The sequence below is a fragment of the Bacillus sp. AY18-3 genome, from assembly GCF_008042305.1.
Lineage (GTDB): Bacteria > Bacillota > Bacilli > Bacillales > Bacillaceae_G > Bacillus_A > Bacillus_A wiedmannii.
The window spans coordinates 71,877-98,246 of record NZ_QKQR01000008.1; the positions used below are offsets into that span (position 1 = coordinate 71,877).

General features: G+C 35.4%; 31 protein-coding genes. 11 read left to right on the forward strand and 20 right to left on the reverse strand.

All coding sequences use genetic code 11. From position 1 onward, the window contains the following. Positions 1–122 precede the first annotated feature (122 nt). The 4 genes from sigF to dacF form a co-directional block, all read right to left on the reverse strand. Complete coding sequence (gene sigF / locus DM800_RS07860; protein WP_000350733.1) at positions 123–881, reverse strand: RNA polymerase sporulation sigma factor SigF; 759 nt, start codon at positions 879–881, stop codon at positions 123–125. A gap of 12 nt (positions 882–893) precedes the next feature. Next, positions 894–1,334: an anti-sigma F factor gene (gene spoIIAB, locus DM800_RS07865; protein WP_001243399.1), complete on the reverse strand. Its 441-nt coding sequence runs from the start codon at positions 1,332–1,334 to the stop codon at positions 894–896. Beyond that, positions 1,335–1,685 carry an anti-sigma F factor antagonist gene (gene spoIIAA, locus DM800_RS07870; protein WP_000059133.1) on the reverse strand — a complete coding sequence of 117 codons (351 nt, stop codon included), beginning with the start codon at positions 1,683–1,685 and terminating at the stop codon, positions 1,335–1,337. 170 nt (positions 1,686–1,855) lie between these two features. Then, on the reverse strand, positions 1,856–3,046 hold the full coding sequence (gene dacF, locus DM800_RS07875; protein ID WP_000831992.1) for a serine-type D-Ala-D-Ala carboxypeptidase DacF: 1,191 nt from the start codon (positions 3,044–3,046) through the stop codon (positions 1,856–1,858). Between the two features lie 166 nt (positions 3,047–3,212). Here dacF and DM800_RS07885 point away from each other — a divergent pair, with 166 nt between their 5' ends. The 4 genes from DM800_RS07885 to DM800_RS07900 are packed head-to-tail and all read left to right on the forward strand — an operon-like array spanning position 3,213 to position 6,607. Then, complete coding sequence (locus tag DM800_RS07885) at positions 3,213–3,632, forward strand: GntR family transcriptional regulator (RefSeq protein ID WP_046957464.1); 420 nt, start codon at positions 3,213–3,215, stop codon at positions 3,630–3,632. Next, positions 3,598–4,479, forward strand: coding sequence for an ABC transporter ATP-binding protein (locus DM800_RS07890; protein WP_087985125.1), 882 nt, complete (start codon positions 3,598–3,600; stop codon positions 4,477–4,479). Before DM800_RS07885 ends, DM800_RS07890 begins: the two co-directional genes overlap by 35 nt. Then, positions 4,469–5,530, forward strand: a complete 1,062-nt coding sequence (locus DM800_RS07895; protein ID WP_088608112.1) for an ABC transporter permease subunit — start codon at positions 4,469–4,471, stop codon at positions 5,528–5,530. Before DM800_RS07890 ends, DM800_RS07895 begins: the two co-directional genes overlap by 11 nt. Positions 5,531–5,542: 12 nt before the next feature. Next, positions 5,543–6,607, forward strand: coding sequence for an ABC transporter permease subunit (locus DM800_RS07900; RefSeq protein WP_147786682.1), 1,065 nt, complete (start codon positions 5,543–5,545; stop codon positions 6,605–6,607). Positions 6,608–6,631: 24 nt separating this feature from the next. Here the strand turns inward: DM800_RS07900 and DM800_RS07905 are convergent, their stop codons facing one another. Beyond that, positions 6,632–7,177, reverse strand: a complete 546-nt coding sequence (locus DM800_RS07905; RefSeq protein ID WP_147786683.1) for a hypothetical protein — start codon at positions 7,175–7,177, stop codon at positions 6,632–6,634. Between the two features lie 102 nt (positions 7,178–7,279). Beyond that, on the reverse strand, positions 7,280–7,699 hold the full coding sequence (locus DM800_RS07910; RefSeq protein ID WP_001003308.1) for a MarR family winged helix-turn-helix transcriptional regulator: 420 nt from the start codon (positions 7,697–7,699) through the stop codon (positions 7,280–7,282). Between the two features lie 159 nt (positions 7,700–7,858). Between DM800_RS07910 and DM800_RS07915 the strand changes: the two genes are divergently transcribed. Together DM800_RS07915 and DM800_RS07920 are read left to right on the forward strand one after the other, a co-directional pair. Beyond that, positions 7,859–8,530, forward strand: a complete 672-nt coding sequence (locus DM800_RS07915; RefSeq protein ID WP_001161447.1) for an SIMPL domain-containing protein — start codon at positions 7,859–7,861, stop codon at positions 8,528–8,530. Positions 8,531–8,664: 134 nt separating this feature from the next. After that, complete coding sequence (locus tag DM800_RS07920; RefSeq protein WP_060488352.1) at positions 8,665–9,954, forward strand: NCS2 family permease; 1,290 nt, start codon at positions 8,665–8,667, stop codon at positions 9,952–9,954. 34 nt (positions 9,955–9,988) lie between these two features. Here the strand turns inward: DM800_RS07920 and corA are convergent, their stop codons facing one another. The 9 genes from corA to spoIIM all read right to left on the reverse strand — a co-directional run bounded on the left by corA (position 9,989) and on the right by spoIIM (position 18,084). Then, positions 9,989–10,951, reverse strand: coding sequence for a magnesium/cobalt transporter CorA (gene corA, locus DM800_RS07925; protein ID WP_060488448.1), 963 nt, complete (start codon positions 10,949–10,951; stop codon positions 9,989–9,991). Positions 10,952–11,013: 62 nt separating this feature from the next. Then, a complete protein-coding gene (locus DM800_RS07930; RefSeq protein ID WP_087985129.1) occupies positions 11,014–12,318 on the reverse strand; it encodes a pyrimidine-nucleoside phosphorylase in 1,305 nt (434 codons plus the stop codon). Between the two features lie 7 nt (positions 12,319–12,325). After that, positions 12,326–13,147: a purine-nucleoside phosphorylase gene (locus tag DM800_RS07935; RefSeq protein ID WP_001078444.1), complete on the reverse strand. Its 822-nt coding sequence runs from the start codon at positions 13,145–13,147 to the stop codon at positions 12,326–12,328. 12 nt (positions 13,148–13,159) lie between these two features. Next, positions 13,160–14,344 carry a phosphopentomutase gene (deoB, locus tag DM800_RS07940; protein WP_048546267.1) on the reverse strand — a complete coding sequence of 395 codons (1,185 nt, stop codon included), beginning with the start codon at positions 14,342–14,344 and terminating at the stop codon, positions 13,160–13,162. 442 nt (positions 14,345–14,786) lie between these two features. Next, positions 14,787–15,530 (reverse strand): FixH family protein, encoded by a 744-nt coding sequence (locus tag DM800_RS07945; protein WP_137013664.1) that lies wholly within the window; start codon positions 15,528–15,530, stop codon positions 14,787–14,789. Positions 15,531–15,673: 143 nt separating this feature from the next. Then, positions 15,674–16,564: a site-specific tyrosine recombinase XerD gene (gene xerD, locus DM800_RS07950; RefSeq protein ID WP_000390083.1), complete on the reverse strand. Its 891-nt coding sequence runs from the start codon at positions 16,562–16,564 to the stop codon at positions 15,674–15,676. Between the two features lie 6 nt (positions 16,565–16,570). Then, positions 16,571–16,801, reverse strand: a complete 231-nt coding sequence (locus tag DM800_RS07955) for a YqzK family protein (RefSeq protein WP_001250432.1) — start codon at positions 16,799–16,801, stop codon at positions 16,571–16,573. Between the two features lie 103 nt (positions 16,802–16,904). After that, positions 16,905–17,360, reverse strand: a complete 456-nt coding sequence (gene fur, locus DM800_RS07960; protein ID WP_000392655.1) for a ferric iron uptake transcriptional regulator — start codon at positions 17,358–17,360, stop codon at positions 16,905–16,907. 106 nt (positions 17,361–17,466) lie between these two features. Further along, positions 17,467–18,084, reverse strand: coding sequence for a stage II sporulation protein M (gene spoIIM / locus DM800_RS07965; protein ID WP_255446953.1), 618 nt, complete (start codon positions 18,082–18,084; stop codon positions 17,467–17,469). 155 nt (positions 18,085–18,239) lie between these two features. On the opposite strand from spoIIM, the gene DM800_RS07970 reads away from it, so the two are divergent. Next, positions 18,240–18,791, forward strand: a complete 552-nt coding sequence (locus DM800_RS07970) for a GNAT family N-acetyltransferase (protein ID WP_000803489.1) — start codon at positions 18,240–18,242, stop codon at positions 18,789–18,791. A gap of 24 nt (positions 18,792–18,815) precedes the next feature. Here DM800_RS07970 and DM800_RS07975 read toward each other — a convergent pair whose 3' ends face one another. Beyond that, positions 18,816–19,355: an NUDIX domain-containing protein gene (locus DM800_RS07975; protein ID WP_000067040.1), complete on the reverse strand. Its 540-nt coding sequence runs from the start codon at positions 19,353–19,355 to the stop codon at positions 18,816–18,818. Positions 19,356–19,429: 74 nt separating this feature from the next. On the opposite strand from DM800_RS07975, the gene mciZ reads away from it, so the two are divergent. Then, positions 19,430–19,558: a Z-ring formation inhibitor MciZ gene (gene mciZ, locus DM800_RS07980; RefSeq protein WP_000870295.1), complete on the forward strand. Its 129-nt coding sequence runs from the start codon at positions 19,430–19,432 to the stop codon at positions 19,556–19,558. A gap of 53 nt (positions 19,559–19,611) precedes the next feature. Further along, a complete protein-coding gene (gene lolS, locus DM800_RS07985) occupies positions 19,612–20,526 on the forward strand; it encodes an aldo/keto reductase (RefSeq protein WP_147786685.1) in 915 nt (304 codons plus the stop codon). Between the two features lie 29 nt (positions 20,527–20,555). On the opposite strand, the gene DM800_RS07990 is transcribed toward lolS, so the two are convergent. The 3 genes from DM800_RS07990 to DM800_RS08000 form a co-directional block, all read right to left on the reverse strand. Beyond that, positions 20,556–21,383 carry an aldo/keto reductase gene (locus DM800_RS07990; protein ID WP_048546278.1) on the reverse strand — a complete coding sequence of 276 codons (828 nt, stop codon included), beginning with the start codon at positions 21,381–21,383 and terminating at the stop codon, positions 20,556–20,558. Positions 21,384–21,504: 121 nt separating this feature from the next. Next, a complete protein-coding gene (locus DM800_RS07995) occupies positions 21,505–22,029 on the reverse strand; it encodes a GrpB family protein (protein WP_147786686.1) in 525 nt (174 codons plus the stop codon). Between the two features lie 68 nt (positions 22,030–22,097). Continuing rightward, positions 22,098–22,361, reverse strand: coding sequence for a YqkE family protein (locus DM800_RS08000; RefSeq protein ID WP_147786687.1), 264 nt, complete (start codon positions 22,359–22,361; stop codon positions 22,098–22,100). 200 nt (positions 22,362–22,561) lie between these two features. Here DM800_RS08000 and DM800_RS08005 point away from each other — a divergent pair, with 200 nt between their 5' ends. Both DM800_RS08005 and DM800_RS08010 read left to right on the forward strand, forming a co-directional pair. Then, positions 22,562–24,151 (forward strand): bifunctional metallophosphatase/5'-nucleotidase, encoded by a 1,590-nt coding sequence (locus DM800_RS08005; RefSeq protein WP_147786688.1) that lies wholly within the window; start codon positions 22,562–22,564, stop codon positions 24,149–24,151. Positions 24,152–24,418: 267 nt separating this feature from the next. Next, entirely contained in the window at positions 24,419–25,549 is a 1,131-nt protein-coding gene (locus DM800_RS08010; protein WP_147786689.1) for an RNA-guided endonuclease InsQ/TnpB family protein, read from the forward strand. Positions 25,550–25,812: 263 nt separating this feature from the next. On the opposite strand, the gene DM800_RS08015 is transcribed toward DM800_RS08010, so the two are convergent. Beyond that, positions 25,813–26,289, reverse strand: a complete 477-nt coding sequence (locus DM800_RS08015) for a ribbon-helix-helix domain-containing protein (protein ID WP_073516408.1) — start codon at positions 26,287–26,289, stop codon at positions 25,813–25,815. Positions 26,290–26,370 lie beyond the last annotated feature (81 nt).

Genomic DNA, 26,370 nt, shown 5'->3' on the forward strand with positions numbered 1-26,370 from the left:
TTGTGACAAGTTCATACTTGGATTATATTTTAAATTTACTAAATTATCAATAAATTCTGTTAATTTTTACGAAAGTTTACAATCTCCTCCTATTTAAAATCAAAAAAAAATCGAATAGATAGCTATTCATCTATTCGATCTTTCATCTGTTTTAATATTTTCTTTTCAAGTCTTGAAACTTGTACTTGCGAAATGCCTATTCGCTCCGCTACTTCTGATTGGGTTTGGTCTTTATAGTAGCGTAAATATACAATTAAACGTTCTCGATCATCTAATTCTCTAATTGCTTCTTTTAAAGCAATTTTATCGAACCATTTCGTTTCAGATTGATCGGCAATTTGATCTAAAATAGTGATTGGATCTCCGTCGTTTTCATACACGGTTTCATGTATGGATGATGGAGCACGACTCGCTTCTTGCGCCAGAACCACTTCCTCTGGCGTTAGCTCTAACGCTTCGGCTACTTCATTAATCGTTGGGGCTCTTCCAAATTCTTTCGAAAGCTCGTCTCTCATCTTTCGAATTTTATTTCCTGTTTCTTTTAAAGATCTACTTACTTTCACTGATCCATCATCACGTAAAAATCGTTGTATTTCTCCAATAATCATTGGAACTGCATATGTTGAAAATTTCACGTCGAAAGATAAATCAAATTTATCTACCGATTTTAAGAGCCCAATACATCCAATTTGAAATAAATCGTCTGGTTCGTATCCGCGATTAAGAAAACGCTGCACAACCGACCATACGAGACGCATATTACTTTGAACGATTGTATCTCTCGCTTGTTGATCTCCATCTTGACTTTGTTGAATTAACGCTTTTAGCTCGTGGTCCTTTAACTGAGGTTTCTTCTTCTCATTTTTGACCTCTATGTCCATAGGCTATTCTCCTTAATTGCATAGAGCGTTACTATTTGATAAGTATTTTGTCAAATGGATTGTTGTCCCGAAAGATTCGTTTGAAATAACTTCTACTTCATCCATAAAATTTTCCATGATAGTAAATCCCATTCCGGAACGCTCTAATTCAGGTTTAGTTGTAAACAGGGGTTGTCTTGCTTCATCTAAATCAAAGATGCCAATCCCTTCATCTCGAATCGTGAGTTTCACCATTGCTTCTTCCAAAATTACAGAAATATAAACAACACCTTCCGCATTTCCTTCGTACCCATGAATAATTGCATTTGTAACTGCTTCTGACACAACTGTTTTAATCTCCGTAAGTTCTTCCATCGTTGGGTCTAGTTGCGCAATGAAAGCAGCTACTGTAACGCGAGCGAATGATTCATTTTGACTTAATGCCGAAAATTGAAGGTTCATTTCATTTCTCATTTATGCCACCCCCAACGTCGCGAGCGCATGCGCTTCACTTTCTTCTAAACGAACAATTTTAAATAAGCCCGACATTTCAAATAAACGTTTAACAGGCGGTGAAATTGCACAAACAACCATTTCTCCACCTAATCCCTTTACATGCTTATATCGGCCTAATATAACACCTAAACCAGAACTATCCATAAACGATAAGTTCTCTAGGCTCAAAACAATATGATGAACACCATGTGTCTCAATCATATCTGTTACTTTCGTTCGCAACTCTTCAGCAGTATGATGATCTAATTCACCCGCTAGTCTCACACATAGGACGTCACGCTTTACTTCTAATTGCATGGAAAGACTCACACGATTTCCTCCTTATGCTCAAACTTTACTCATTTACATACATAAAGATTTTCGTGATACAACATAAGAATCCTTCCTGCTGACAAAAGAAGAACTATTTCGCCATAAAGTGAAAATATTCGGCAATTATTTACTTTCATACGAATAGAAAAGCGGCAAAATGTTTGCCGCTATTTTGATGTTGAAAACATCCCAAAACTTCTTTTAAATAACTCCCACCAGCTCGCTGCAGCAACATCTTCTTTTGCTACAATTGTTTGCTTTAATAAAACATCTTTATCTTTTTTAATAACAAGTGTACCAAGTGCGTCACCTTTTTTAATCGGCGCTTTCACTTTCTTTTCAGCAATTACTTCTTGCTTTACTTTATCCATATTTTCGCCTTTCTTCATAAGAAGAGACACATTGTCTGACGCAACTAAATCTACTTTTTCTTTTTTACCTTTTCCTACTTGTACAGTCTTAATTTTTTCGCCTCGTGTATACAATTTCTTGGTCATATATTGACCAAATGCGTAGTCAAGAAGCTTCGTTACTTGATTGTTCCGTTCTTTTGATGTAGGTGCTCCCATAACAACTGAAATAACACGCATCCCATTCTTTTCAGCCGATGCTGTTAAACAATATTTTGCTTCTGTCGTAAAGCCCGTTTTCACACCATCTACTCCAGGATAAAAACGTACTAACTTATTCGTATTCACGAGCCAAAACTTCTTATCCGTATCTTCTCGTAAATAGTCTTCGTATTTACCTGTATATTTGCGAATAAGTGGGTACTTCATCAATTCTTTTGCCATTATAGCCATATCATTTGCTGTGGAATAATGGTCTTTAGCCGGAAGACCTGTTGGATTTTGAAAATGAGTATTTTTCAGTCCTAAATCTTTCGCTTTTTTGTTCATCATATTTACAAAACCTTCTTCTGAACCCGCGATATGCTCCGCTACTGCAACAGACGCATCATTTCCAGATGCAATAGCAATACCTTTTAGCATTTCATTTACAGTCATCTCTTCTCCAGGCTCTAAAAAGATTTGTGATCCACCCATTGAAGCTGCATGCTCACTTGCTCTAACTTTATCGGTCAGTTTTAGTTTTCCTTTTTCAACTTGTTCCATAATTAATAGCATTGTCATAATCTTCGTCATACTAGCAGGTGGTAACTTCTCATTTGGATTTTTATCAAACAAAACTTTACCTGTATCTTGTTCAATTACAATTGCTGATGACGCTTGTTCCGCTAACTTCGGCGTTGTTTCTTCTGTTTTTTCCTGCTTCGTCTTCTCAGATTGTGCGAAACTAACTGAAGTACCAGAAAGCAATAACATGAAACAAACAAGTATTCCAAAAACTCGCTTCATGACTAACCCTCCATTCTATATCAAACCTATTTTTTCCAATTTATTATTTTTTAATACCATATTTTTCTAATATTTTCAGTTGACAAATATATTCATCACCTATATTGTATTAAGTGTATTACATACAGCAGTACACTTAATACAAGTCAGAAAGGAGACATTGCTCTTGCATATTCAACTTGATCCAAGAAGCAACACTCCGATATGGGAACAAATTGTTCAAAATATAAAAGAACTCGTATTGAAAAACATGTTAGCTCCAAGTGATAAACTTCCTTCTGTACGCGAACTCGCTTCTTTACTCGTTATAAATCCAAATACAGTAAGTAAAGCGTATCAAGAGTTAGAGCGACAAGGGATTATTGAAACATTACGAGGAAAAGGAACATTTGTATCCCAATCGATTACCCCAACATTAGACGAAAGGAAAATCGCTATGGTTGAAAAGCAATTTCATCAATTACTATTAGAAGCCTCTTATCTTGGTATTACGAAAGATAAAATTCATGATTGGATAGATTCATACTATAAAGAGATTGGAGGAAATACGGATGCTGAAAGTGACAAGCCTCAAGAAAACAATTGATAATCAAACAATTTTAGACGATGTTTCTTTCACATTACAAAAAGGAAGTATCATCGGATTACTTGGAAGAAACGGTGCGGGCAAAACAACTTTATTACGAACGATGGTCGGCATTTTAGACCCTGATGCAGGGACTGTTACATATGAGGATACAAACATTCATCATTGTCCTGAAATAAAGCAAAAAATCGTATATGTTCCGGATTCTACTAACATATTGAACGGATATACGGTAAAAGAAATTGTAAAGTTTTATAAAGAAGTTTATAACGCATTTGATGAAGCATATTTCTATGAACTGTTAGAACGTTTTAACTTACCAAACAAACGAATTCGTAGTTATTCAAAAGGGATGAAAGCATTGCTTGCCATCATTTTAGCCGTTTCTACAAAAGCAGAATATATCATTTTGGATGAACCGACAAACGGACTTGATCCTATCGTTAAAAGGCAGATTTTACAGTTTCTCGTTGGAGAAGTGGCAGAAAAAGAGATTACCATTTTCATCTCAACTCACCATTTAGATGAAGTGGAACAAATTGCAGATACAATTATTATATTAAAAGGCCATACTATCTCGTCTATTACATCACTAGACGATGCCAAATCACGATTTGCAAAAATACAAGTAGCTTACGAACGTTCATTACCTCAAAAACTAGAAAACTTAAGCAATATTAAAATATTAAATCAAACAGGAAAAGTATATACAATCTTAATTGAGGGAAATGTGGCTGCAACATTGGAGAAGTTTTATAAAGAACAACCTATACTCATTGAAGAATTAACAATGTCACTTGAAGATGTCTTCGTTACGACACTAGAGGAGGATGGTTATGTTTCATAAGGCGTTGTGGACGTGGAATTGGAAACGCGGGAAATATGCTGTACTACTGTTCTTCTTTTATACACTTTATCTTCTATCTTTCGGATACTATAAAGCAGCTCAGCAACAACTTGCTAATTATTATAAATTACATGAAAAGGGAACGTTCTATTATGATTATGCTTTTTGGTCAAATACAGGTAATAGTTTTTGGATAACTATCCTTATTATTTCTATTGCTTGTCTATTAATAGGGTGGGAACGTAGCAGCCAGTCTAATGCACTACTTTTAACAATGCCATTTAAAAGAAAAGATGTTTTCTTATCTAAATGGGCTTTCGGTTCATTTTGGATTATTGGGTCTCTCCTTGTAAACTGGATTCTTATGTACTTTATTTATAGAACAACGATTCATTTTGATTATCAATCATTCGGGCCATTTCATCGATACTTTCTTTATGCAATTGTTTCATATGTTGCAGTATATACAGCTGCATTATGTATCGGTGCCTTTACTGGAAGCGTTGTTTCACAAGTTGTTTTTTGTATTCCTTGGTTACTAATGGGTCTTACATTTATTTCATTGCTGTACAATTTTACAATAAATCATTTAAATGTTCAAAATAATAGAAACTCTCACTTATATGAAAGTCTTTCTGAAATAAATAATAAAACAAATATTGTTGCACCAATATATAATTTTTCTATTTATTACGATTATGATCCAAAATCACGTAAAAAAGAAAACGATCCAAACACTTTAAGAGATCCAGCATCTTATAGATATTATTCAGCTAAATCCATATTAGTCCCGATTTTTTATACAATATTTTACTTACTACTTGGCGCATATTTATATACAAGATCACCAAATGAAAACACTCAAAAGATATTTATTTTCCAAAAACATTTAAAAATATGGATATGGGGGACAACCATTTACTTTGCATTACTAGGTGGCTATAAAATAAATCAATTTTATTTCTTACCTAACTACTATATCAGTTTGTTTCTCGCTGGAATCATTACTTATGTTGTATTATCACGCCTAACAAATTATAAAGTTTTTTAAAGGAGAGATCCTATGTTTCAAAAAGCACTATGGCTAAGAACATATCAACAAAGTAAATATGTTGTATGGTTATTTTGGCTCGTCAGCTTCTATACTTTGTCATATAAATACTATATGACTTCTATTCAACAGCAATATTTTCTAAATATGAATAAAAAATGGAAAGTTATATATCATTACAGTTTTGATTTAACACTTCTAGATTCTATCATGCTGTTAGGTAGTGTGCTAATCGTTCTAGCTTGTACGTTAATTGGATGGGAAAGACAAAATAACGCTAGCGACTTGTTATGGTCTATGCCATTTAAACGTTCACACCTTTATATAACAAAGTGGTTGTTTGGAATCTGTAATATCGCCGCTGTTGTCGTTTTAAACTGGGGGCTATTTGCTATTATGAAAAAGTTAACTTTTCATAATAAATATCAAGTATTTTCCCCTTTTCATAGTTACTTTATATACATGTTAATTGTATTAATCGCTATTTATACACTTACCTTATGTGTAGGTACAATCGCAGGGAATATTATATCGCAAGGATTTCTTACTGCAGCTATATTAATCTTCCCAGTGTTACTTCCATCTCTAATATCAGGAGTCATTGCTGTTCACTCGAATGCCGACTTTCATGAGAACAATGGCAGTATACATGATATTATGGAAAACATACGTATTTCTGGTCCAGCAGAAGAGTTTACTATTAGCTTTAATTACGATCCTCAAAACGCTTATACTGATAAGGATGGAGTACGTCATAATGAACCAAACTTTACAACAATCCCGCCGGCAAAAACATTGATTGCACCTATTGCACATATTATTATTTTATTATCACTCGGTATATATTTATATGCCCGTTCAGTCAATGAGCGAAATGGTAACTACTTATTGTATCCGAAACTACAAAAAGTAGTTATGGCTTGTGCGATTTTCTTTGGTGGAATCGTTGGAGGCTTAATGCTAAGTCGCGCGCATTCATTGCCTAGCTTTTACATCGGATTTTTAGTTACTAGTTTAATTATGTATTTCTTCCTGCCAAAAATATTAAAATGGAAAGTCTCTTGGAATTTTAAATAAAATAACCTCCTCTTCATGAGGAGGTTATTTCACATTCTCTCTTCTTTTCCCATACTCTTTTTCTTGCTTCGTTCCAAACCCGTCACCATTTGCGACGATTTGATCTGTTGGAGCAACTATGCTTTCAGCAATTCTCCATTCTCCTCCTTGTTGAATAAACACTTGCATAAAATAATTTATGCCATTTAACTGATACGGATTTTCTTTTTTCACTTCATAACGAGCTGCAACATAATACACTTGCACATTCTCAGCTTGAAACTTAGAAATATATTGCGATAATCTCGGGATGTACTGTGATGCTTTCTGAAGTGGAAGTTGTTTTACTTTTATAAGAGAAGACTTTGTCACATTGCTTATCGTATCTTCATGCCGAATGTTATCACTATGATGAAATAAAATAGCATTCTGCATAGAACGAATCCATAGTTTTGAATATAAAACAGGTTGCTTATTTGAAATATGTTGTAATTCTTTCTGAACGACTTGAAGAGGCGTTGCAGCGTCCACGAATTGATTAAAGCAGAAAAAACTTCCAATCATAATGAAAAGCATACAAATACGTTTCATAATCTTTCACTCCGATTCTTTTTAATTAAAGTATTGGAGTTTCAAAATGTTTTTATTCAAAAGAAAAAGGATAGGAAAGCTTTCGCTTCCTATCCTCATTTATTATAATACGCGGCCAAATAGCTCTAACACCATTTCGATTTCTTGGTCGCTCCAACCTTTAAATTTCTCTTTATAATATTCTTTACGCACAGCTTCAAGTTTTTCAGTTACTTCTCTTCCGTGTTCTGTAATTTCTAGGTACACGATACGACGGTCTGAATTTGAACGCTTTCTTTCTACAAACCCTTTTCGTACGAGACGATCAGTAACAGCTGTAATATGACTAGAGGTTACGTTTACTTCACTCGCAATTTGCGAAGCCATCTGTGGACTCTTTAAAAATAACGCGCGTAATACAGAAAATTCATTGTATGGCATATGTTCTGCAAAACGTGTATTAATATCATTTTGTAATAAACGTATCATCTTTCGAAATGATCCGGATAACTCTAAAATCAGTGTTTCTCTTTTTTCGTTCACTAGCCTCGTCCCTTTTTTATCATATTTACACATATTATAATCTATAAATACCCTTATTGTATATGCTTTCTTTCTTTAACATTCTCATTTATGTAACTTTTTCATACAAATTTCTTTTTTGTTCACACATATACATATAAATAAGGATGGTGATGGAAGATGCAAGGTGGAATGAATCCTTATTTACACAACGTACGTACAGCTAATACTGGTAAAGAAGCTACCATTACGGTGCAAGGTGAAGGCGTTGTAAAAGCAAAACCAAATGTTGTTATATTAACGATTGGTATTCGTACAGATCATAAAAATGTAAAACAGGCACAAGAAGAGAATGCAGTGCAATCAAAACAATTATTGGATGCACTAAAACAACTAGGTATTGCCGAAAAAAATATAGAAACCATTTCATATACGATTACACCCCAGTACGAATATGTAAATGATAAAGCATTACTACAAGGATATCGTGTGGAACATTTGTATGAAATTACCGTTTTAAATGTACAAAAAGCAGGGGAAGTATATGATATAGCCGTTTCAAATGGAGCAAACTTAGCAAAAGGGTTACGTTTTCGAATATCTCATCCAAATAAATATTATGAGCAAGCTCTTATTCAAGCTCTGCAACAAGCGGTAGAAAAAGCTCGTGCTATTGCGAGTACATACAATTTAAACATTAATCCAGTTCCACTCTCATTCGTTGAAGAATCCGCCCAATTACCACGGGAAGTGACGTCCTATGCTACTTTACATGCGCAAGCAGCTCCGCCCATTCAATCAGGAGAATTAGAAATCATTTCAACAATACGAGCCATTTTTACGTATTTATAAATAATTTCTTTTATAAGTAAACGTTATCATTTTCCTTGTTGTAAAAACATGATGTTCTGATATAATAAAGGACGGTGAGCTCTTACAAAAGAGATATCACGGGTGGGAGAGGGATATGAAAAAGAAGGTTTAACATGAAAGGAATACTTGAAAGAACATTTAAATTAGGTTTACACGAAACATCACCAAAACAAGAAGTTTTAGCTGGAGTTACGTCATTTTTCACAATCGTATATATTATGATTGTAAATGCATCAATTTTATCGGATGCTGGCATTCCTCTTGAAGCTGGAATTTTAGCAACTGTTTTCAGTTCATTTGTCGGATGTCTGCTCATGGCATTTTGGGCAAATGCACCTGCTATTCTTGTCCCTGGTATGGGCGTAAATGCATTCTTCACGTACACTGCTGTGCATACGCTCGGATTAGCTTGGCAGGAAGCATTAGCAGCTGTCTTCATCTCTGGTATTATTTTTGCAATTGCTGCGTTTACACCAATCGCTCGCTTGCTTTCAGTATCGATTCCAAAGTCATTAAAGGAAGCTATTACTGTCGGCATCGGATTATTTTTAGCATTTATCGGATTGCAAAAAGGTGGTTTAGTCGTTTCGAATCCAAATACTGCTGTTGCAATGGGTAAATTAAGTAACCCTGTCGTTCTTGCGACACTACTTACTCTTATCGTTGCACTTGTACTATTTATTCGTAACGTACGTGGAAGCTTTTTATGGACGATTGCAATAGGAACTGGTATTGCATGGCTATTTGGTCTTGTTGATACAAGTCAAATCGGAAATAGTTCATTCTCATTCGCTAATTACGGCGATGTGTTTGGAGCTATGTCATTTGGCAAACTTTCTTCCTTACCGTTTTGGATTGCAACATTCTCCTTAAGCATGGTGCTTATTTTTGAGAACATGGGACTTCTGCACGGTTTATTAGAAGATGACCGTAAATTCCCACGTGCTTACCAAGCCAATGCAATTTCAGCAATGACATGTGGTCTATTTGGCACAAGCCCTACCGTATCAACAGTAGAGAGTGCTGCAGGTATTACTGCAGGCGGAAAGACAGGTCTGACGTCTATCGTTACAGGGTTGTTATTCTTCGCATCACTGTTTGCACTTCCGTTTGTGAAACTAATTCCTGATAGTGCCATTGCACCAATCTTAATTATTATTGGCGGCCTGATGATTACAAGCATTCAGCAAATTCCTCTGAACGATTTTTCAGAAGGATTTCCAGCGTTCTTAATTATCGTCATGATCCCGCTCACATATAGTATCGCTGATGGCATTGCGTTCGGATTTATTGCTTATCCTATCTTAAAAGTTGCTCTTGGAAAGCGTAAAGAAGTCGCACCGTCTATGTATATCGTTACATGCTTATTCTTAGCCATGTTCGTATTACATGCTATTGGTTAAGTAAAAACACCGAGGAATTTTCCTCGGTGTTTTTTTACTTAAACCATCCTTTTTTATAAAACCAAGCCATCATCCCACCGCCAATTAGCGCCATTAGAAGTAGACAAATAAAATAACTATATTGTCCACCAAGCTCTGGCATATGCGTAAAGTTCATTCCGTATACTCCCGCAATAAATGTTAATGGCATGAAAATAGTCGAGAATACAGTTAATGTTTTCATAATGTTATTCATATGATGTGAGTTTAATGAAAAATAGCTATCCCGAATATCTGCCGTTAACTCGCGGCTTGCTTCAATCATTTCTGTCAGTTTAAGCAAATGGTCATGTATATCTTTAAAATAAATCTCATGATCACTTATACCGTAAAAACGAGTCGAATTTAAAATACGATACAATAAATCACGCATCGGAATGATTGTGCGCCTTAGCTTCGATAAATCTGTACGTATATCAAATACTTCTTCTAATACACTTCCTGCTGTCTCACCCGTTAAATTATCATCAATTGCATTTAAATGATCCTCAATGTAATATACAGGCGCAAAATAGTCATCTACAATTTGGTCGATAATTGTATGCGCTACGTGTAAAGGACTATTTTTAATACGCTTCTTTTCCCCAAGTGTTTTCCATACTCTTTCGATTGCATTGTTATGAGAAAAGTGGAAAGAAACAATAAAACGATCACTAATAAATAAATCAATCTCGTGCGGTTCTAATCCATCCTCACCAAATGCATGAAGAACTAAAAAGTTATATCCATCATAAAAATCAACTTTTGGTCTCTGTACATATTCTATACAGTCTTCAATTGCAAGGGGATGGAACTTAAAATGATCTTGCAAAATGTATGTATACTCTTCTTTCGTTGGCTTATATAAATCTAGCCAATACCATACAATATGGTCTTTCGTTGTTTCTTCTAGCGAAACATCATATAATACTTCATCTGTTTTTGTTATTGCACAAATTCTAATCATAATTTCACCCATTATTATTATAAACAAAAAATAGCAAAAAAAGCCAAGGAGAAATACTCCTTGGCCCTTTTTTATTATTCGGTAACGATGCCGTGCACTAATGTTGGTGCATCTACATGTTCGTTAGCAATCTTCATGTTCTCATAAATTTTTGCTTTTACATCGTCCACATTTTCACGGTTTGCGTAAATTGTAACAAGGGATTCACCTTTTTTCACGCTGTCCCCTACTTTTTTGCGAAGCATTAAGCCAACTGCTAAATCAATTTCAGATTCCTTCGTCGCACGTCCTGCTCCTAAAAGCATTGCTGCTGTTCCGATTTCATCTGCAACGATTTCTGATACATAACCGTCTTCCTTCGCTTCTACTTCAATTTTAAACTGTGCTTGTGGTAATTTAGAAGGATCATCAACAACAGAAGCATCGCCGCCTTGCGCTGATAAGAACGTTTTAAATGATTCTAGCGCTTTACCGTTGTTCATTACTTCAATTAATTTCTCACGTGCATCTTCTAAAGATGAAGCTTGTCCAGCAAGGTATACCATTTGACTTCCAAGTGTTAAACATAACTCTTCTAAATCTTTCGGCCCCTTACCTTGTAATGTATCAATTGCTTCTTGTACTTCAAGTGCGTTACCAATCGCCTCACCAAGTGGTTGACTCATATCAGAAATAACAGCCATCGTATTACGACCAACATTATTACCAATGCGCACCATTGCTTCTGCTAAACGTTTTGCATCTTCATCTGTTTTCATAAATGCACCTGCTCCAGTTTTTACATCAAGAACAATTGCATCTGCACCAGCAGCAATTTTTTTACTCATAATCGAACTTGCAATAAGCGGAATTGAGTTTACTGTTGCCGTTACATCACGAAGTGCATATAACTTTTTATCCGCAGGTGTTAAGTTTCCACTTTGACCAATAACTGCGATTTTGTTTTCATTTACAAGTCGCATGAATTCATCATTTTCGATTTCAACATGGAATCCTGGAACTGCTTCTAATTTATCAATTGTACCACCTGTATGTCCTAACCCACGTCCAGACATTTTTGCAACCGGTACACCTAAAGCGGCTACTAATGGACCTAACACAAGTGTTGTTGTATCACCAACACCACCTGTTGAGTGCTTATCTACTTTTACCCCTTCAATAGCTGATAAGTCGATTGTATCACCGCTATTTACCATTGCCATAGTTAAATCAGCACGTTCTTGATCATTCATATCTTGGAAGAAAATTGCCATTGCAAGTGAACTTACTTGGTAATCAGGAATATCACCATTCGTATATCCTTCAACAATAAAGTTAATTTCTTCTGTCGTTAATGCATGTCCGTCACGTTTTTTTGCAATTAGGTCCACCATTCTCATTGTGAGGTCACCCCTTCATTTGTTTTACGATTGCTTTTACTAATGCTAAGAAGTTAGCTTTAACACGTTCTGTCGTTTCGATTACTTCATCGTGATGAAGTGGCTGATCTAAAATACCAGCTGCCATATTTGAAATACAAGAAATACCAAGTACTTTCATACCAGCATGACGCGCTACAATTACTTCAGGTACTGTTGACATACCAACTGCATCTCCGCCAAGTGTACGAAGCATACGAATTTCAGCAGGTGTTTCATATACAGGACCTGTCATTCCAACGTATACACCTTCTTGTACTTTAATATTTAAGTCCGCTGCAACTTGTTTCGCCATTTCACGAAGTTCTGTCGTATATGATGTAGACATATCAGGGAAACGTACGCCCATTTCAGAATCATTCGGTCCGATTAATGGATTTGTACCCATGAAGTTAATGTGGTCTGAAATTAACATAAGATCGCCTGGCTCAAATGATGTATTTACACCACCAGCTGCATTTGTTACAACAACTGTTTCTACACCTAGTTCTTTCATCACACGAACTGGGAATGTTACTTTTTGCATGTCGTATCCTTCATAGAAGTGGAAACGTCCTTGCATTGCTACTACTGTTACACCTTGAAGTGTACCGAATACTAGTTGACCTGCATGACCTTCTACAGTTGATACTGGGAATTCAGGGATTTCACTGTAAGGTACTGTTACTGCGTTCTCGATTTCATCTGCTAATACACCTAGTCCAGATCCAAGGATTAGTCCTACTTGTGGCGTTTCTTGAAATTTCTCTTTTAAGTATGAAGCTGATTTTGTAATAAGTTCACGATTCATTTGTTTATCCCCCTATTTCTTTAGCTCGTTTAAGAAGCTTGTTCCGTGTTCTGGCATTTTCACGCCGAAGTTTTCTGCTACCGTTGCACCAATATCAGCAAATGTTTGACGAATTGATAATTCTTGTCCGCCATCTTTCATGCTTGGGCTATATGCTAATAACGGTACATATTCACGTGTATGATCAGTACCGTGGTGAACTGGATCATTACCGTGGTCTGCTGTAATTAATAATAAATCATCTTCTTTTAGTTTTTCGAATACTTCTGGAAGACGAGCATCATACTCCTGCAGAGCTTCTCCGTACCCTTGTGGATCACGGCGGTGTCCAAATAATGCATCAAAGTCAACTAAGTTCAAGAAGCTAAGACCTGTAAAGTCCATATTTAATGTATCTACAAGCTTATCCATTCCATCCATATTAGACTTCGTACGAAGTGACTCAGTTACACCTTCACCATCATATATGTCAGAGATTTTACCGATAGCAATAACATCGTAGTCACTATCTTTTAATTCATTCATTACCGTACGGCCGAATGGTTTTAATGCATAATCATGACGGTTTGGTGTACGTGTAAAGTTTCCAGGCTCACCAACGAATGGACGAGCGATAACGCGACCTACCATGTATTTCTCATCTAATGTTAATTCACGTGCAATTTTACAAATTTTATATAACTCATCAAGCGGCACTACTTCTTCGTGTGCTGCGATTTGTAATACGCTATCAGCAGAAGTGTAAACGATTAAAGATCCTGTTTCCATTTGCTCTTGACCAAGCTCATCAAGAATCTCAGTTCCAGAAGCTGGTTTATTACCGATGATTTTACGACCTGTTTTTTCTTCTAATTCATCAAGTAATTCTTTCGGGAAGCCTTCAGGGAAAACTTGGAATGGTGTATCAATGTACAGACCCATAATTTCCCAGTGACCTGTCATTGTATCTTTACCAGTAGATTTCTCTTCCATTTTTGTATAATATCCAAGTGGTTTTTCTACTTTAGAGATACCTTTCATTTCACGAATGTTACCAAGACCTAATTTCACCATGTTAGGCATTTGTAACCCATTCATATGTTCAGCAATGTGACCAATTGTGTCAGATCCTAAATCACCAAATTGCTCAGCATCTGGTGCTTCACCGATTCCAACAGAATCCATTACGACTAGGAATATACGTTTATATTTATTCATAACTGCGACCTCCTATAAGTTCAGTTCTACTTCTTGTAGTATGTTCAAAACGCTATAAAGTGAAACTGTTCTCCATAAGAATTCTCTTTCGTTCTCATTGTCAAACAGTACTTCTTTAATTGATTCTCTAACCTATTTCGTTTACTTCGAAACGACTCAAAAACATTTCTAGTTTTTTCTAAGTCAGATGTCAGACATCTGATACAGATATCATAACATGTTTACGCTTTCTTTTTAATACATTTTCGTAGAATTTCTCATTTTCTTCACACTTCTATTGTAATCCATTATGCAAATAAGTGCTAATTATTTTATGATTTATTTCTTCATATAAAGTGAAACTTTGATTAGTAGGAGTTTAGTTCTTCTCCACTGATTATAAGCCCTCATCAATTGGACGTTTACGGAATAAAAATAAAAAGCAGCTCTAAAGAGCTGCTTTTTATTTTACTTCTACTGTTTCTTCTTTATGTTCATGTAGTTCGCCTTTTTTAACATGAACTTTCACTTTGTAAGAACCATTTTCTTTGAAAGTATGTTTCGTTTCATACTCTCCTTTATTTCCTTCTTTCGCTGGAATAAATTCGTGTTTTTCAACACCATCTTTCCAAATCTCAAGTTGTACTTCAGCACCAGTTAACGCTTCTTCTTTTTGTTTTAAATGAACTTTCATAGTCGATTCAGCATTTGCTTTTATATCACCAGCCATAAGATGGATCATTGTATCGCTTTTATGATCGCCATGCCCTGCACCGTGATGACTATTTTCTTTTTTCGCATCTTCTACTTTCGCATTTCCTACAGCCACTTTTACTTCTGGCATAACATGCATTTCACGTGCATTTGTGTGAGCGATAATATGGTATACTCCATCCGTCTCGAACGTTTTCTCTACTGCATAAACACCTTTTCCTTTATGCTTACCATCTAACATCTCGTGCTTTTCGTCGCCAGCTTTCCAAATTTCAAACTTTACATCATCAGCATCTGTTACTTTTTCTTTTCCTTGTGTAACAAGTGCTTGTACTTCTGTTTTTTCACCAGGTTTAATTTCTTTCGGATTTGTTTGAACTGCTACTTTTACAGCTTCTAGTTTCTGTTCTTTTTTCGGTTCTTCTTTGTTTGTATTACAGCCAGCCAATGCTAGCATCGCGATAAATAAAGTCATAATAAGTTTTTTCATCATCATTTCCTCCTTCATACCTTATTTAGTATAGAGGAAATACATTGTAATATTCTAGTCTTCTGCTGAAAACAATGTACGAAATGTTTGTGAAGTTTTTGTGAAGTACTGTAGCCTTTTGAATCTATGAAAAAAGAGCATAGTAACTATGCTCTCGGATGAAACTGTTTATATACATCTTTTAATCTAGCTTTTGAAACATGCGTATAAATTTGCGTCGTTGAAATATCTGCATGTCCAAGCATTTCTTGCACAGCACGCAAGTCTGCTCCATTTTCTAATAAATGCGTAGCAAAAGAATGGCGCAACGTATGCGGTGTAAGCTCTTTTTCAATATTTGCTTCTTTCGCCAATCGTTTTAAAATTTTCCAAAATCCTTGTCTTGATAATCGATTCCCATGATGGTTTAAAAAGAGTGCATCTACTACTTTTTTACCCATCAATTCTCTTCTTCCCTTTTCAATATACTTTTGAATCGCTTCCGTCGCTAAACTTCCTAGTGGAATAATTCTTTCTTTATTCCCTTTCCCTATGCAACGAACAAATCCCATCGTTAAATGTACATCTTCTAAATTTAAGGCAATTAATTCCGAAACACGAAGTCCTGTTGCATACAATAACTCTAGCATCGCTTTGTCACGAACCCCAAAAGCACTCGTCATTTTCGGTGTCTGAAGTAACGCCTCTACTTCATCGATTGATAGTACTTTCGGTAATTTCCGTTCTCCTTGCGGCGTTTCAATATGTACGGATGGGTCGTGCTCTACCGCCCGTTCACGAAGTAAAAATTGGTGAAACGAACGAATCGATGCAATATGACGTGCTAATGTTTTCGAAGATTTTCCGTTTTCTTTTAAGTGCTGCAGAAAATTAACAATGTGCAAGCGTGTTACTTCATGAAAGCTTTTCGCCTGTTCTACATTTTGCAAATACTTTACATAACTTTTTAAATCACGTTCATAAGATACTACTGTATTTTTCGCTAGTCCTTTTTCGACAACCATATAATGAATAAAATCTTTTAATTGATCTTCCAATCTACACTACTCCCCATTTTCATAGAAAAACATCATTCTATTTACGAAAGCATCCTTTGCCGGCTCTTCATTCCCTGATACTTTTTCTACAGTCTCTTCTTTTGGCTTTTCATAACGATGATAGCTTTCATATTCTTCATTTATCCATAGTATAGCGAAATAAAACAAAATCGTACAACTTGTAAATAATAAAAATACTTTTATCCCATCAAAAGTTAATTTTAAAGCTCGGCGCATTGTAAATTCCTCCAAAATATAAGTTATTACAACATATGCCAAGCTTTCACCAATTTATACCTTATTCAAATAAAAAACCTCTTCCTAGTTAAATAGGAAAAGGTTATTTTTCATCCGTTTCATTTTCTTGACAATTTTTACAAATCCCATGGAATGTTAAACGATGATCCTTCACCTTAAAGCTCCAGTCATGTTCTACTTTCCTTTCCACTTCACCAAGTAAATCTTCTTGTATTTCTTGTACAGCACCACATTGTGTACAAATCAAATGATGGTGGAAACGCTGCGCACCTTCTTGGCGTAAGTCATAGCGTGAAACACCGTCTCCGAAGTTAATCTTATCGACAACTTTTAACTCAGATAATAGTTCTAAAGTTCGATAGACGGTTGCTAATCCGATCTCTGGCGACTTTTCTTTTACAAGGAGGTAAACATCTTCTGCGCTTAAATGATCTTCTTCATTTTCTAGCAGCACACGAACTGTTGCTTCACGTTGCGGTGTTAATTTGTAGCTCGCTGCATGTAATTGCTTCTTAATTCGTTCAATTCTTTCTTCCATTCGGTACTACTCCCTCCTCGCCACTCTTACACCATTATATCAGAAGAAGGGCTTCTGTCAAAAGAAAAACAATAAAAACAAATTGATAATTATTCTCAAAAAGTATTTATTGTTTATTAATAGCCTCAACGACTTCTTTCATTAAAACTGGTGATGCATAAGCTTCTACACTAGAAGCAAGAGCTAACACTACTCCGATTACAAGAAAGAAGCATGTATAACGAATTAATAATGGTAATAGCGGTTCGGTTATTTTCCGAATAAATTGATGTCTAATCATCCGTAAGGAAAAGCTTGCGGCAATTGTTGTCATAACGAGAAATACTGGAATAATAATGAGATTTTGTGGCAATACAGAAACGAATGCTAATAATAATCCATTCCATCCATGCTGACTTACTAAAAAACCTACTGTAAATCCGACAACTACTCCTTTTACAAATAATAAAATAAAAATAAGTGGCAATCCAATAATTGAAATCCCTAAAATCCAAATAAATCCAATGTATTTTAATTGTGAAAAGTAACTTTCTCGAAACATTTCGCTTGCAATAGCAAATTCTCCTTTAGAAACTTGTCCAAAAAAACGTTGTAAATAAAATGATAAATCTTGTTTTTGATTTAATTGTAAACTATTTACAAGAATGGCCCCAAATATTACTCCCATCAATAATAAAACAGCGTTAAATATATATAATGAAGAGTTTTCCTGTATGTGAGACATTACACGGTCTTGCCAAGTTTTTCTCCACATTTTTCTTCCCTCCGTTCACACTCTTACTAAAAATGTATGAAAGAAAGAAAAAAGTATGACGAATTAACATTGAAATTCCGCTCTACTTTGCTAAACTAAAAAGTAGAGAATAGGAGGGATTTCTCTTGAAACCATTATTATTAGATTTTCCAACATTATTTCAAACTGAACGCTTACAAGTTCGTAAGCCATTTCCAGGTGATGGTGCAGAAGTGTATGAAGCAATCCAAGCTTCTCTAGAAGACTTAGTACCGTGGATGCCAATTAACGCTGAAACAGAAGAAAGTGCTGAAGAAATCGTTCGTAACGCTCACGGGCAGTTTTTACTTCGTGAAACACTTGATTTTCACTTATACGATAAAGTATCTGGTACATTCATCGGAGCTATAACGCTCAAGCCTGAAAACTGGGATATTCCAAAGTTTTCACTTCACTTCTGGCTGCATAGTGCTTATACAAAACAAGGCTATATGACTGAAGCCATTAAAGGTGCCATTCAATTTGCCTTTGATAAGCTAAGTGCTAGAAGAATTGAAATTCGTACTGATGCAACAAATGCAAATGCATGTAACCTAGCAGAACGTTTAGAATTTATTCTAGAAGGTACAATGGAAAATGATTTCATAGCACCAGATGGTAGCTTACGTGATGCACGCGTATACGCAAAAATCAATTAAAAAACACTCGCCTTTGGCGAGTGTTTATTTTTGTAGTTGTAAATATTGTACTGCAAACATCGTCTTCGCATCATGAATACGAAGATCTTTCATAAGAATAATCGCTTCTTCTAACGATACTTCCATCAATTCTACGAATTCATCTTCATCTAACTCGGCTTTATTTTCTTTTTTCGTCAAACCTGTCGCTTTATATACATATAAAATTTCATCTGCAAATCCTGGAGATGTATAGAAAGAAGTAATAAGCTCCATATTTTCACATACATATCCTGTTTCCTCTTCTAATTCACGAACTGCTGTCACCTCAGGTTTTTCACCAGGTTCTAACTTGCCGGCCGGAATTTCTATAATCGCCTTTTCAAGCGCTTTACGATACTGCTCGACAAGCACAATTTTCCCCTCATCAGTAATAGCAATAATAGCAACTGCACCAGGGTGATTTACAATTTCACGTTTACTCATTGCTCCATTTGGTAATACTACATCATCAACACGAACTTTTATAACTCTACCATCAAAAATCGGTTCAGTTTTTACTGTTCTCTCTGCAAGATTACTCATACTACTTCATCTCCCTGTTCTATTTCCTATTCTTTCCTCATACATTTTACCACATTGAAAGGAGCGTGATAGAAATGAAAGTTTATATTTTACCAAATCGCGTCACTTTAGTCGGAAAAGCATGGCAAATTCGCCATAAGCTAAAACAATATGGAAAAGAGTATACAACTGTACAAGAGTGGATTACAGCAAATAAAAAGTAAACGTTTGTCAACCTCTTTTCCCTTGCGTACAATAAAGGTAAGGAGGTTGACCTATGAAAAAACGTCAATTAGGAAACTCAGATTTGTTTGTGACAGAAATGGGACTTGGCTGTATGTCTCTCGGTACATCTGAAACAGAAGCTATGCGTATTATCGATGAAGCAATCGACTTAGGAATCAATTTTTTTGATACAGCGGATTTATATGATTATGGATTAAACGAAGAATTTGTTGGAAAAGCCTTAAAAGGGAAACGAGACCAAATTGTTCTTACAACAAAAGTTGGAAATCGATGGACAGAAGAAAAAAACGGGTGGTCTTGGGATCCTTCTAAAAGTTACATAAAGGCTGAAGTGAAAGAAAGTTTACGTAGACTTCAAACTGATTATATTGATCTTTATCAACTTCACGGCGGGACGATTGAAGATCCAATAGAGGAAACAATTGAAGCCTTTGAAGAATTAAAAAAAGAAGGTATTATTCGTCATTACGGTATTTCTTCTATACGTCCAAATGTTATCCGTGAATATGCTAAACGTTCCAATATCGTTAGTGTGCTAATGGAATATAGCCTTTTAAATCGTCGCCCTGAAGAATGGTTCCCACTTCTAAGTGAACATCAAATTAGCATTATTGCTCGTGGGCCACTTGCAAAAGGAATTTTAACTGATAATAATGCAAGAAAGATAGAAAGAGTAAAAGAAAAGAATTATCTTTCTTATTCTTACGATGAATTATATGCGACACTTGCGAATGTAAAAGAAATAATCGGAGAAAGCTCTTTAACAGGAACAGCTATTCAATATTGCTTACATAACGAAACTGTTGCAGCTGTTATACCTGGTGCAAGCTCTATTGGGCAATTGAAAGAAAATGGCCAGGCTAGTAAACAAACACAGTTAACAACCGCTCAATATATACAACTTCAGCAAATTGCTAAATGTGATACTTACGCTTTACATCGTTAAAAAGACGCTACCAGTATGGTAGCGTCTTTTTATAGCGTATCATATTTATCCGGATTCGTTCCTACATGTAAATTACGATTTAACGTATTAATTTGAGTCATCTCTTCTTCCGTTAATGAAAAATCAAAGATAGAAAAATTCTCCTTAATGCGAGATGGTGTAACAGATTTAGGAATCGTCACTACCCCGCTCTGAATATCCCATCTTAATATAACTTGCGCAGGTGTTTTTTCATATTTCGTAGCAATGGCCTGAATAATCGGGTTCTCGAATACTTCCCCGCCTCTCATTAATGGGCTCCATGCTTCCATTTGAATTTGCTCACCTTGACAGAAATTACGCAATTCAAATTGCGCTAACATCGGATGAAGTTCCACTTGGTTGACCATCGGCTTCACTTTACAATTTGGTAATAACAGTTCTAAATGATGTTTATGAAAATTTGAAACACCAATTGCGCGCACTTTACCTTCTTCATACAGTTTTTCTAGCGCTCGGTACGTATCGACATACTTCCCTCTTATTGGCCAATGTATTAAATATAAATCTACATAGTCCATTTGTAATTTCTTTAAGCTTTTTTCAAACGCCTCAAGTGTTTCCTCGTATCCTTGATCGTCGTTCCAAACTTTTGTTGTAATAAATATGTCTTCTCTCGGAATCCCTGATTCACGAACCGCTTCTCCGACACCGCTTTCATTTTCATATACAGTTGCTGTATCAATCGAACGATATCCAACTTCTAACGCTGTTTTTACTGCTTGTTTTACTTCATCGCCTTCTTTCGCTTTATAAACGCCTAGACCAATCATCGGCATTTTTACGCCATTATGAAGTGTAGTTGTTGGAATGTGCACAGTCGTCTCCCTTTCATTCTTACATTTTTTATAAGCTACCACTTTATTTCAACAAGATTCAACCAAAAAGTCAAAACATATGTACAGTTTACATAATAATTTTATACACTAAAACGCAAACTCAATTATTCATATTTCCTTCTCTCCATTCTTTCGCTTTTTCATCAACACTACGCACAAACTCATTTTTTCCTTCCGTATATAACGTGCCATCATATGTATATTTTTCGGCTAATTCTTTCTTTAAGGTTGCATATGCCTCTGCTTCTTCACAATGAGCCATCATATAATCACGAAACGCTAAATGCCTTACTATCTCAGGATTTCCTTTTTCAAAAACGTGTAAGTGATACGAGCGTTTTTCCTCAGTTCCATGAATAAAATAACGACGTCTTGAAATACCATTTTCCCCTTTTGCAATGTAACCAAGCTCTTCAAAACGTTCATTCCAATGATCTACTCTGTCGATACACTCTACTTCCATAATCATATCTATAATTGGTTTAGCTGCCAGTCCTGGCACTGATGTACTTCCAATATGATGGACTTTCACCCTTTCTGGCATCGCCGATTTTAATCGTTCGGCCTCTATTTGAAATTTTTCATTCCAATGATTTTCATGCGGAACGACTACAATTTTTCTCATTAAAACTCCCCTTTTCTTACAAGCTCGTCAAAAAAATGATCAGCGGTATGCACTGATCATTTTTTATATTATTTAAAGTCTTTCCAAGTAAGGCTACTTTCACTTAACAGTTCTTCAAATGATTTATTCTTTTCACGTTCTTTTTGTTCTCGGCGCTTTCTTTCCAGTTCAGCTGCCTCTTTTTCTTCTTCTCTCACTTGCAATTCTTTCTTCTTATTCTTTAATTTCTGCATGAGTGAATCATTTAATTGATCACCTAATGTAAGCAACTCTTTCTCTGGATTATTCACTTGCGATTGTCTTTGCATTTGTCTTTGTTTCTTTTTCTTCATGCTACTCACCTTTTACTTTTTTCTCCATTATAGTAGATACACAATGAACTCGACAATAAAAAAGGTTCGTTACTCTATTATTAACTTTTTGTAAATATGTTAATTTTTCGAAAAAACTAAATTTTTATATAGCTATAATCCTATGAATCTATTAAAATTATGTCGTATGATGTCAGATTATAAAAAAGGAGAATTAAATTATGTGGAAAAAAATCATTCCTGCTGTTGCCGTTTTAAGCACCATTACTTTTTCAAGTGTATTTGCCGCTCCCCCATCACAGACTCCAGCTGAACAAAACCGCTACGTAGACGTACAAATGCTTGGTATTAATGATTTCCATGGACAACTAGATACTGTTAAAAAAATTAATAACAAAGAAGCTGGTGGCGCTGAGTACTTAGCTACTTATTTAAAAGAACGTAAAAAACAAAACCCTAATACACTTCTCGTACATGCTGGCGATATTGTCGGAGCTAGTCCACCAGTTTCAGCGTTGTTACAAGATGAACCAACAATTGAATTTTTAAATGACTTAAAATTCGATGTTGGTACAATCGGAAACCATGAATTTGATGAAGGTATCGATGAAATGAAACGCCTCATTTACGGTGGATATCACGAGAAAACAGGTAATTTCAAAGGTGCTAACTTCCCTTATGTCGCTGCTAACTTCTATAACAAATCAACTGGTCGCTTATTTTTACCACCATTTACTGTAAAAATGGTAGATGGTGTTCCTGTAGGATTCATTGGCGTTGTTACAACTGATACGCCAAATGTCGTGATGCCTACTATGCTTAAAAATGTACAGATCACTGACGAAGTAGAAGCAATTAATAAGTCAACGCAACAATTAAAGCGTCTCGGTGTTAAATCCATCGTCGTCCTTGCCCATGTCGGCGGAACAACTGATGAGTCTGGCGTGACAAATGGAGACCTTACTCGAATTGCAAATGAAACAGACTCGGAAGTTGATGTTATTTTCGGTGGACATAGTCACACGTATGTAAATGGTACTGTAAATAATAAACTAATCGTCCAAGCGAACTCTTATGGAACAGCTTTCTCAGACGTAGATGTAACAATTGATCGTAAAACAAAAGATATTGTAAAGAAAAAAGCTGAAGTGATTACAACATATCATGAAGGTGTGGAACCTGATAAACAAGTAAAACAAAAACTAGATCAATATAAAGAAAAAATCGCACCACTTGTAAATGAAGTTGTAGGAAAATCTACAGCAGCTATTGACCGTAAACAAAATGATGCCGGTGAATCTACTCTTGGAAATGTAATTGCCGACGCACAGCGTCAAACAATGCAAGCTCAAATCGCACTTATGAATCCGGGTGGCATTCGTAATGACTTAGATTCTGGCGATATTACATGGGGCGAATTATATGGCATTCAACCTTTTGGAAACCAATTGATTAAAGTAGATTTAACAGGCCAAGATATTCGCGACATTTTAAATCAGCAATGGCAAAAAGGTACGACGAGAATGCTTCAAATCTCAGGTATTCAATATACGTGGGATGCAAATAAACCAAACGGTGAAAAGGTTACGAATATACGCTTAACAAATGGCGAGGAGTTATCTCCAACTAAAACGTATAGCGTAGTTGCGAATGCTTTCTTAGCTTCTGGCGGTGACGGATTCGTATCATTTAAAAATGGGAAGAATTCAGAAACTGGTCCAAACGACTTTGAAGCGCTAGTCGATTATGTAAAACAATTAAAAGAACCAATTCAGCCAGTTATTGATGGTAGAATCCAAAAAATAAATTAAGTATTTCCCTAATATGCGATCCAGATTTTTATTGTAAAGGGTAACCAACTGTTACGATTTATTTAATCAATTATAACTAAAGTTAATTAAATCTATCGAACGTATGTGTTATGGTTGATTCAATGAAGTGAGAATAATAATGAAATTTTCACGAGTTAGTCAAGTATCAGAATTAACAGGTTTGCATCCGAGTAGTCTCAGGAGAATGCTGGTGGAACACGCTACTAGTCAGAAGAACAAATCTTTCATTAAAGGAGTTAAATTCTGATGATATTGGCGAAGAAAGTTAGATTGATTCCAACGCCTGAACAAGAAAAAGTGCTTAGAAATCATGCCGGTGCTGCGAGATTTGCTTATAACTATTGTAAAAGAATGAGTGATAGATACTATAAGCTATTTGGAAAATCTGTTTCACAGTTAGCTTTACAGAAACGATTTACAAAGATCAAGAAGCGAAAGAGATATGAGTGGTTACATGACATTAATGCACAAGTTCCTAAACAGGCTTCAAAAGATTTTGATACGGCGAGAAAAAATTCGTTCAAAAAGTACAAAAATGGTTCTCACACTTCTTATAAATCCAAAAAAGATTTAATCCAAGGATTTTATGCCAATTATGAAAGACTGATTATAGGAAAGAAAGTAGTTCATATTCAGTCCATTGGAGAAGTGAAAACAAGCCAACAACTACCAAGAAATAAAAAACCATCAAATCCAAGAGTTGCATTTGACGGTCGTCACTCGTGGATTAGTGTAGGATTCCAAGAAGACTTTGAATTACAAGAACTAACGAATGAGTCGATTGGTGTGGATGTTGGTTTAAAAGAGCTTTTTGTAGCTTCTAATGGTATGAAAGAACGAAATATAAATAAAGATGCCAAGGTTAAAAAACTTTTGAAAAGGAAAAAGTCAGCACAAAGAGATATGTCTAGGAGATTTAAAAAAGGTGTAAAAATTCAATCTGCCGGATATGAAAAAGCTAAAACTGAGCACCTGCGGTTATCTAGGAAAATTACGAATATCCGAAATAACCATATCCATCAAGCAACAGCTAAATTGGTGAAAACCAAACCAATGAGAATTGTTGTAGAAGACTTATTTATCTCAAACCTGTTAAAAAACAAAAAACTATCGAAAGCATTTTCATTTCAAAAATTAAACTTCTTCTTTCAATGTTTGTCATACAAGTGCGAGAAGTATGGCATTGCGTATGTAAAAGCTGATAAATGGTTCGCCTCAAGCAAGATTTGTTCATGTTGCGGAGTAAAATACGACCATTCAGTTCAACCAGAAGGACAGTGGAGTTTAAAGATTCGTGAATGGGACTGTGTTGGGTGCAATAGCCATCACGATAGAGATTTAAATGCTTCGATAAATTTATCAAGATGGGTAAAATAAATGCTTCGATAAATTTATCAAGATGGGTAAAATAAATGCTTGATAATAGGAGGTAACGATACTGCCTCGTGTGGAGTGTTATACCCCTCGTCCCTTTGGGGCTGCGAGAACATGATGAAGCACTAACTTGTGTAAATTTGATTGAATTGTATAGATTTAGTTAAGTTTATCGTATCGGTACGCACTTATACTTACTTAATCCACAATATTAGTAAAACCTAAAAAGGATACTCGTTCTTACAATGAACTTAGTATCCTTTTCTTTAGTCATCCAAACGTGCTGTTTTGTTAAAGTCATATTGCTGTAAAAATTGTTGTAACGCCTCTTCTACAAGTTTCGATTTTTGAATTCCTTTCGCTTCTGATATAACGTCTAGTTTTGCTAATATTTCTTTATTAATAGAAAAAGTACGTTTCTTTTTTTCTGTACTTATACTCATAATAGGTACACTTACTTCTTCTCTCTTGCTTAGTAATTCATAAATACTTTGTAATTGTTCATAAATTAATAATTGATAATCCGTTTTCGCATATTGAAGGGCTGTCGCTTCTTGGAGTTGTAAGTGACGAGGTTCTTCTCCATCTCCTACAAAAATACGTTTCTTCTGTTCTCCATCATATTCATATCCAATTAATCTTAATTTCTTTGATAATGTATACGGGCTTATTTCAAGACGTTTTGCTATAATAGCGATGGATTCACGTCTATTTAAGCAATCTATAATTTCTCCAATCGTCACAATTTCCCTCCTCCCGTGTTGAAATGACACTAGTATGGTATGTTACAATGATTTTCTAACAGTATATGCAAAACGAATAGC

Excerpts from the sequence above, each read along its gene's own strand:
- sigF (WP_000350733.1), bottom strand. The coding sequence starts at position 881 with ATGGACATAGAGGTCAAAAATGAGAAGAAGAAACCTCAGTTAAAGGAC.
- spoIIAB (WP_001243399.1), bottom strand. The coding sequence starts at position 1,334 with ATGAGAAATGAAATGAACCTTCAATTTTCGGCATTAAGTCAAAATGAA.
- dacF (WP_000831992.1), bottom strand. The coding sequence starts at position 3,046 with ATGAAGCGAGTTTTTGGAATACTTGTTTGTTTCATGTTATTGCTTTCT.
- DM800_RS07890 (WP_087985125.1), top strand. The coding sequence starts at position 3,598 with ATGCTGAAAGTGACAAGCCTCAAGAAAACAATTGATAATCAAACAATT.
- DM800_RS07895 (WP_088608112.1), top strand. The coding sequence starts at position 4,469 with ATGTTTCATAAGGCGTTGTGGACGTGGAATTGGAAACGCGGGAAATAT.
- DM800_RS07900 (WP_147786682.1), top strand. The coding sequence starts at position 5,543 with ATGTTTCAAAAAGCACTATGGCTAAGAACATATCAACAAAGTAAATAT.
- DM800_RS07905 (WP_147786683.1), bottom strand. The coding sequence starts at position 7,177 with ATGAAACGTATTTGTATGCTTTTCATTATGATTGGAAGTTTTTTCTGC.
- DM800_RS07915 (WP_001161447.1), top strand. The coding sequence starts at position 7,859 with ATGCAAGGTGGAATGAATCCTTATTTACACAACGTACGTACAGCTAAT.
- DM800_RS07920 (WP_060488352.1), top strand. The coding sequence starts at position 8,665 with ATGAAAGGAATACTTGAAAGAACATTTAAATTAGGTTTACACGAAACA.
- corA (WP_060488448.1), bottom strand. The coding sequence starts at position 10,951 with ATGGGTGAAATTATGATTAGAATTTGTGCAATAACAAAAACAGATGAA.
- DM800_RS07930 (WP_087985129.1), bottom strand. The coding sequence starts at position 12,318 with ATGAGAATGGTGGACCTAATTGCAAAAAAACGTGACGGACATGCATTA.
- DM800_RS07935 (WP_001078444.1), bottom strand. The coding sequence starts at position 13,147 with ATGAATCGTGAACTTATTACAAAATCAGCTTCATACTTAAAAGAGAAA.
- deoB (WP_048546267.1), bottom strand. The coding sequence starts at position 14,344 with ATGAATAAATATAAACGTATATTCCTAGTCGTAATGGATTCTGTTGGA.
- DM800_RS07945 (WP_137013664.1), bottom strand. The coding sequence starts at position 15,530 with ATGATGAAAAAACTTATTATGACTTTATTTATCGCGATGCTAGCATTG.
- DM800_RS07955 (WP_001250432.1), bottom strand. The coding sequence starts at position 16,801 with ATGCGCCGAGCTTTAAAATTAACTTTTGATGGGATAAAAGTATTTTTA.
- fur (WP_000392655.1), bottom strand. The coding sequence starts at position 17,360 with ATGGAAGAAAGAATTGAACGAATTAAGAAGCAATTACATGCAGCGAGC.
- spoIIM (WP_255446953.1), bottom strand. The coding sequence starts at position 18,084 with ATGTCTCACATACAGGAAAACTCTTCATTATATATATTTAACGCTGTT.
- DM800_RS07975 (WP_000067040.1), bottom strand. The coding sequence starts at position 19,355 with ATGAGTAATCTTGCAGAGAGAACAGTAAAAACTGAACCGATTTTTGAT.
- mciZ (WP_000870295.1), top strand. The coding sequence starts at position 19,430 with ATGAAAGTTTATATTTTACCAAATCGCGTCACTTTAGTCGGAAAAGCA.
- lolS (WP_147786685.1), top strand. The coding sequence starts at position 19,612 with ATGAAAAAACGTCAATTAGGAAACTCAGATTTGTTTGTGACAGAAATG.
- DM800_RS07995 (WP_147786686.1), bottom strand. The coding sequence starts at position 22,029 with ATGAGAAAAATTGTAGTCGTTCCGCATGAAAATCATTGGAATGAAAAA.
- DM800_RS08000 (WP_147786687.1), bottom strand. The coding sequence starts at position 22,361 with ATGAAGAAAAAGAAACAAAGACAAATGCAAAGACAATCGCAAGTGAAT.
- DM800_RS08005 (WP_147786688.1), top strand. The coding sequence starts at position 22,562 with ATGTGGAAAAAAATCATTCCTGCTGTTGCCGTTTTAAGCACCATTACT.
- DM800_RS08010 (WP_147786689.1), top strand. The coding sequence starts at position 24,419 with ATGATATTGGCGAAGAAAGTTAGATTGATTCCAACGCCTGAACAAGAA.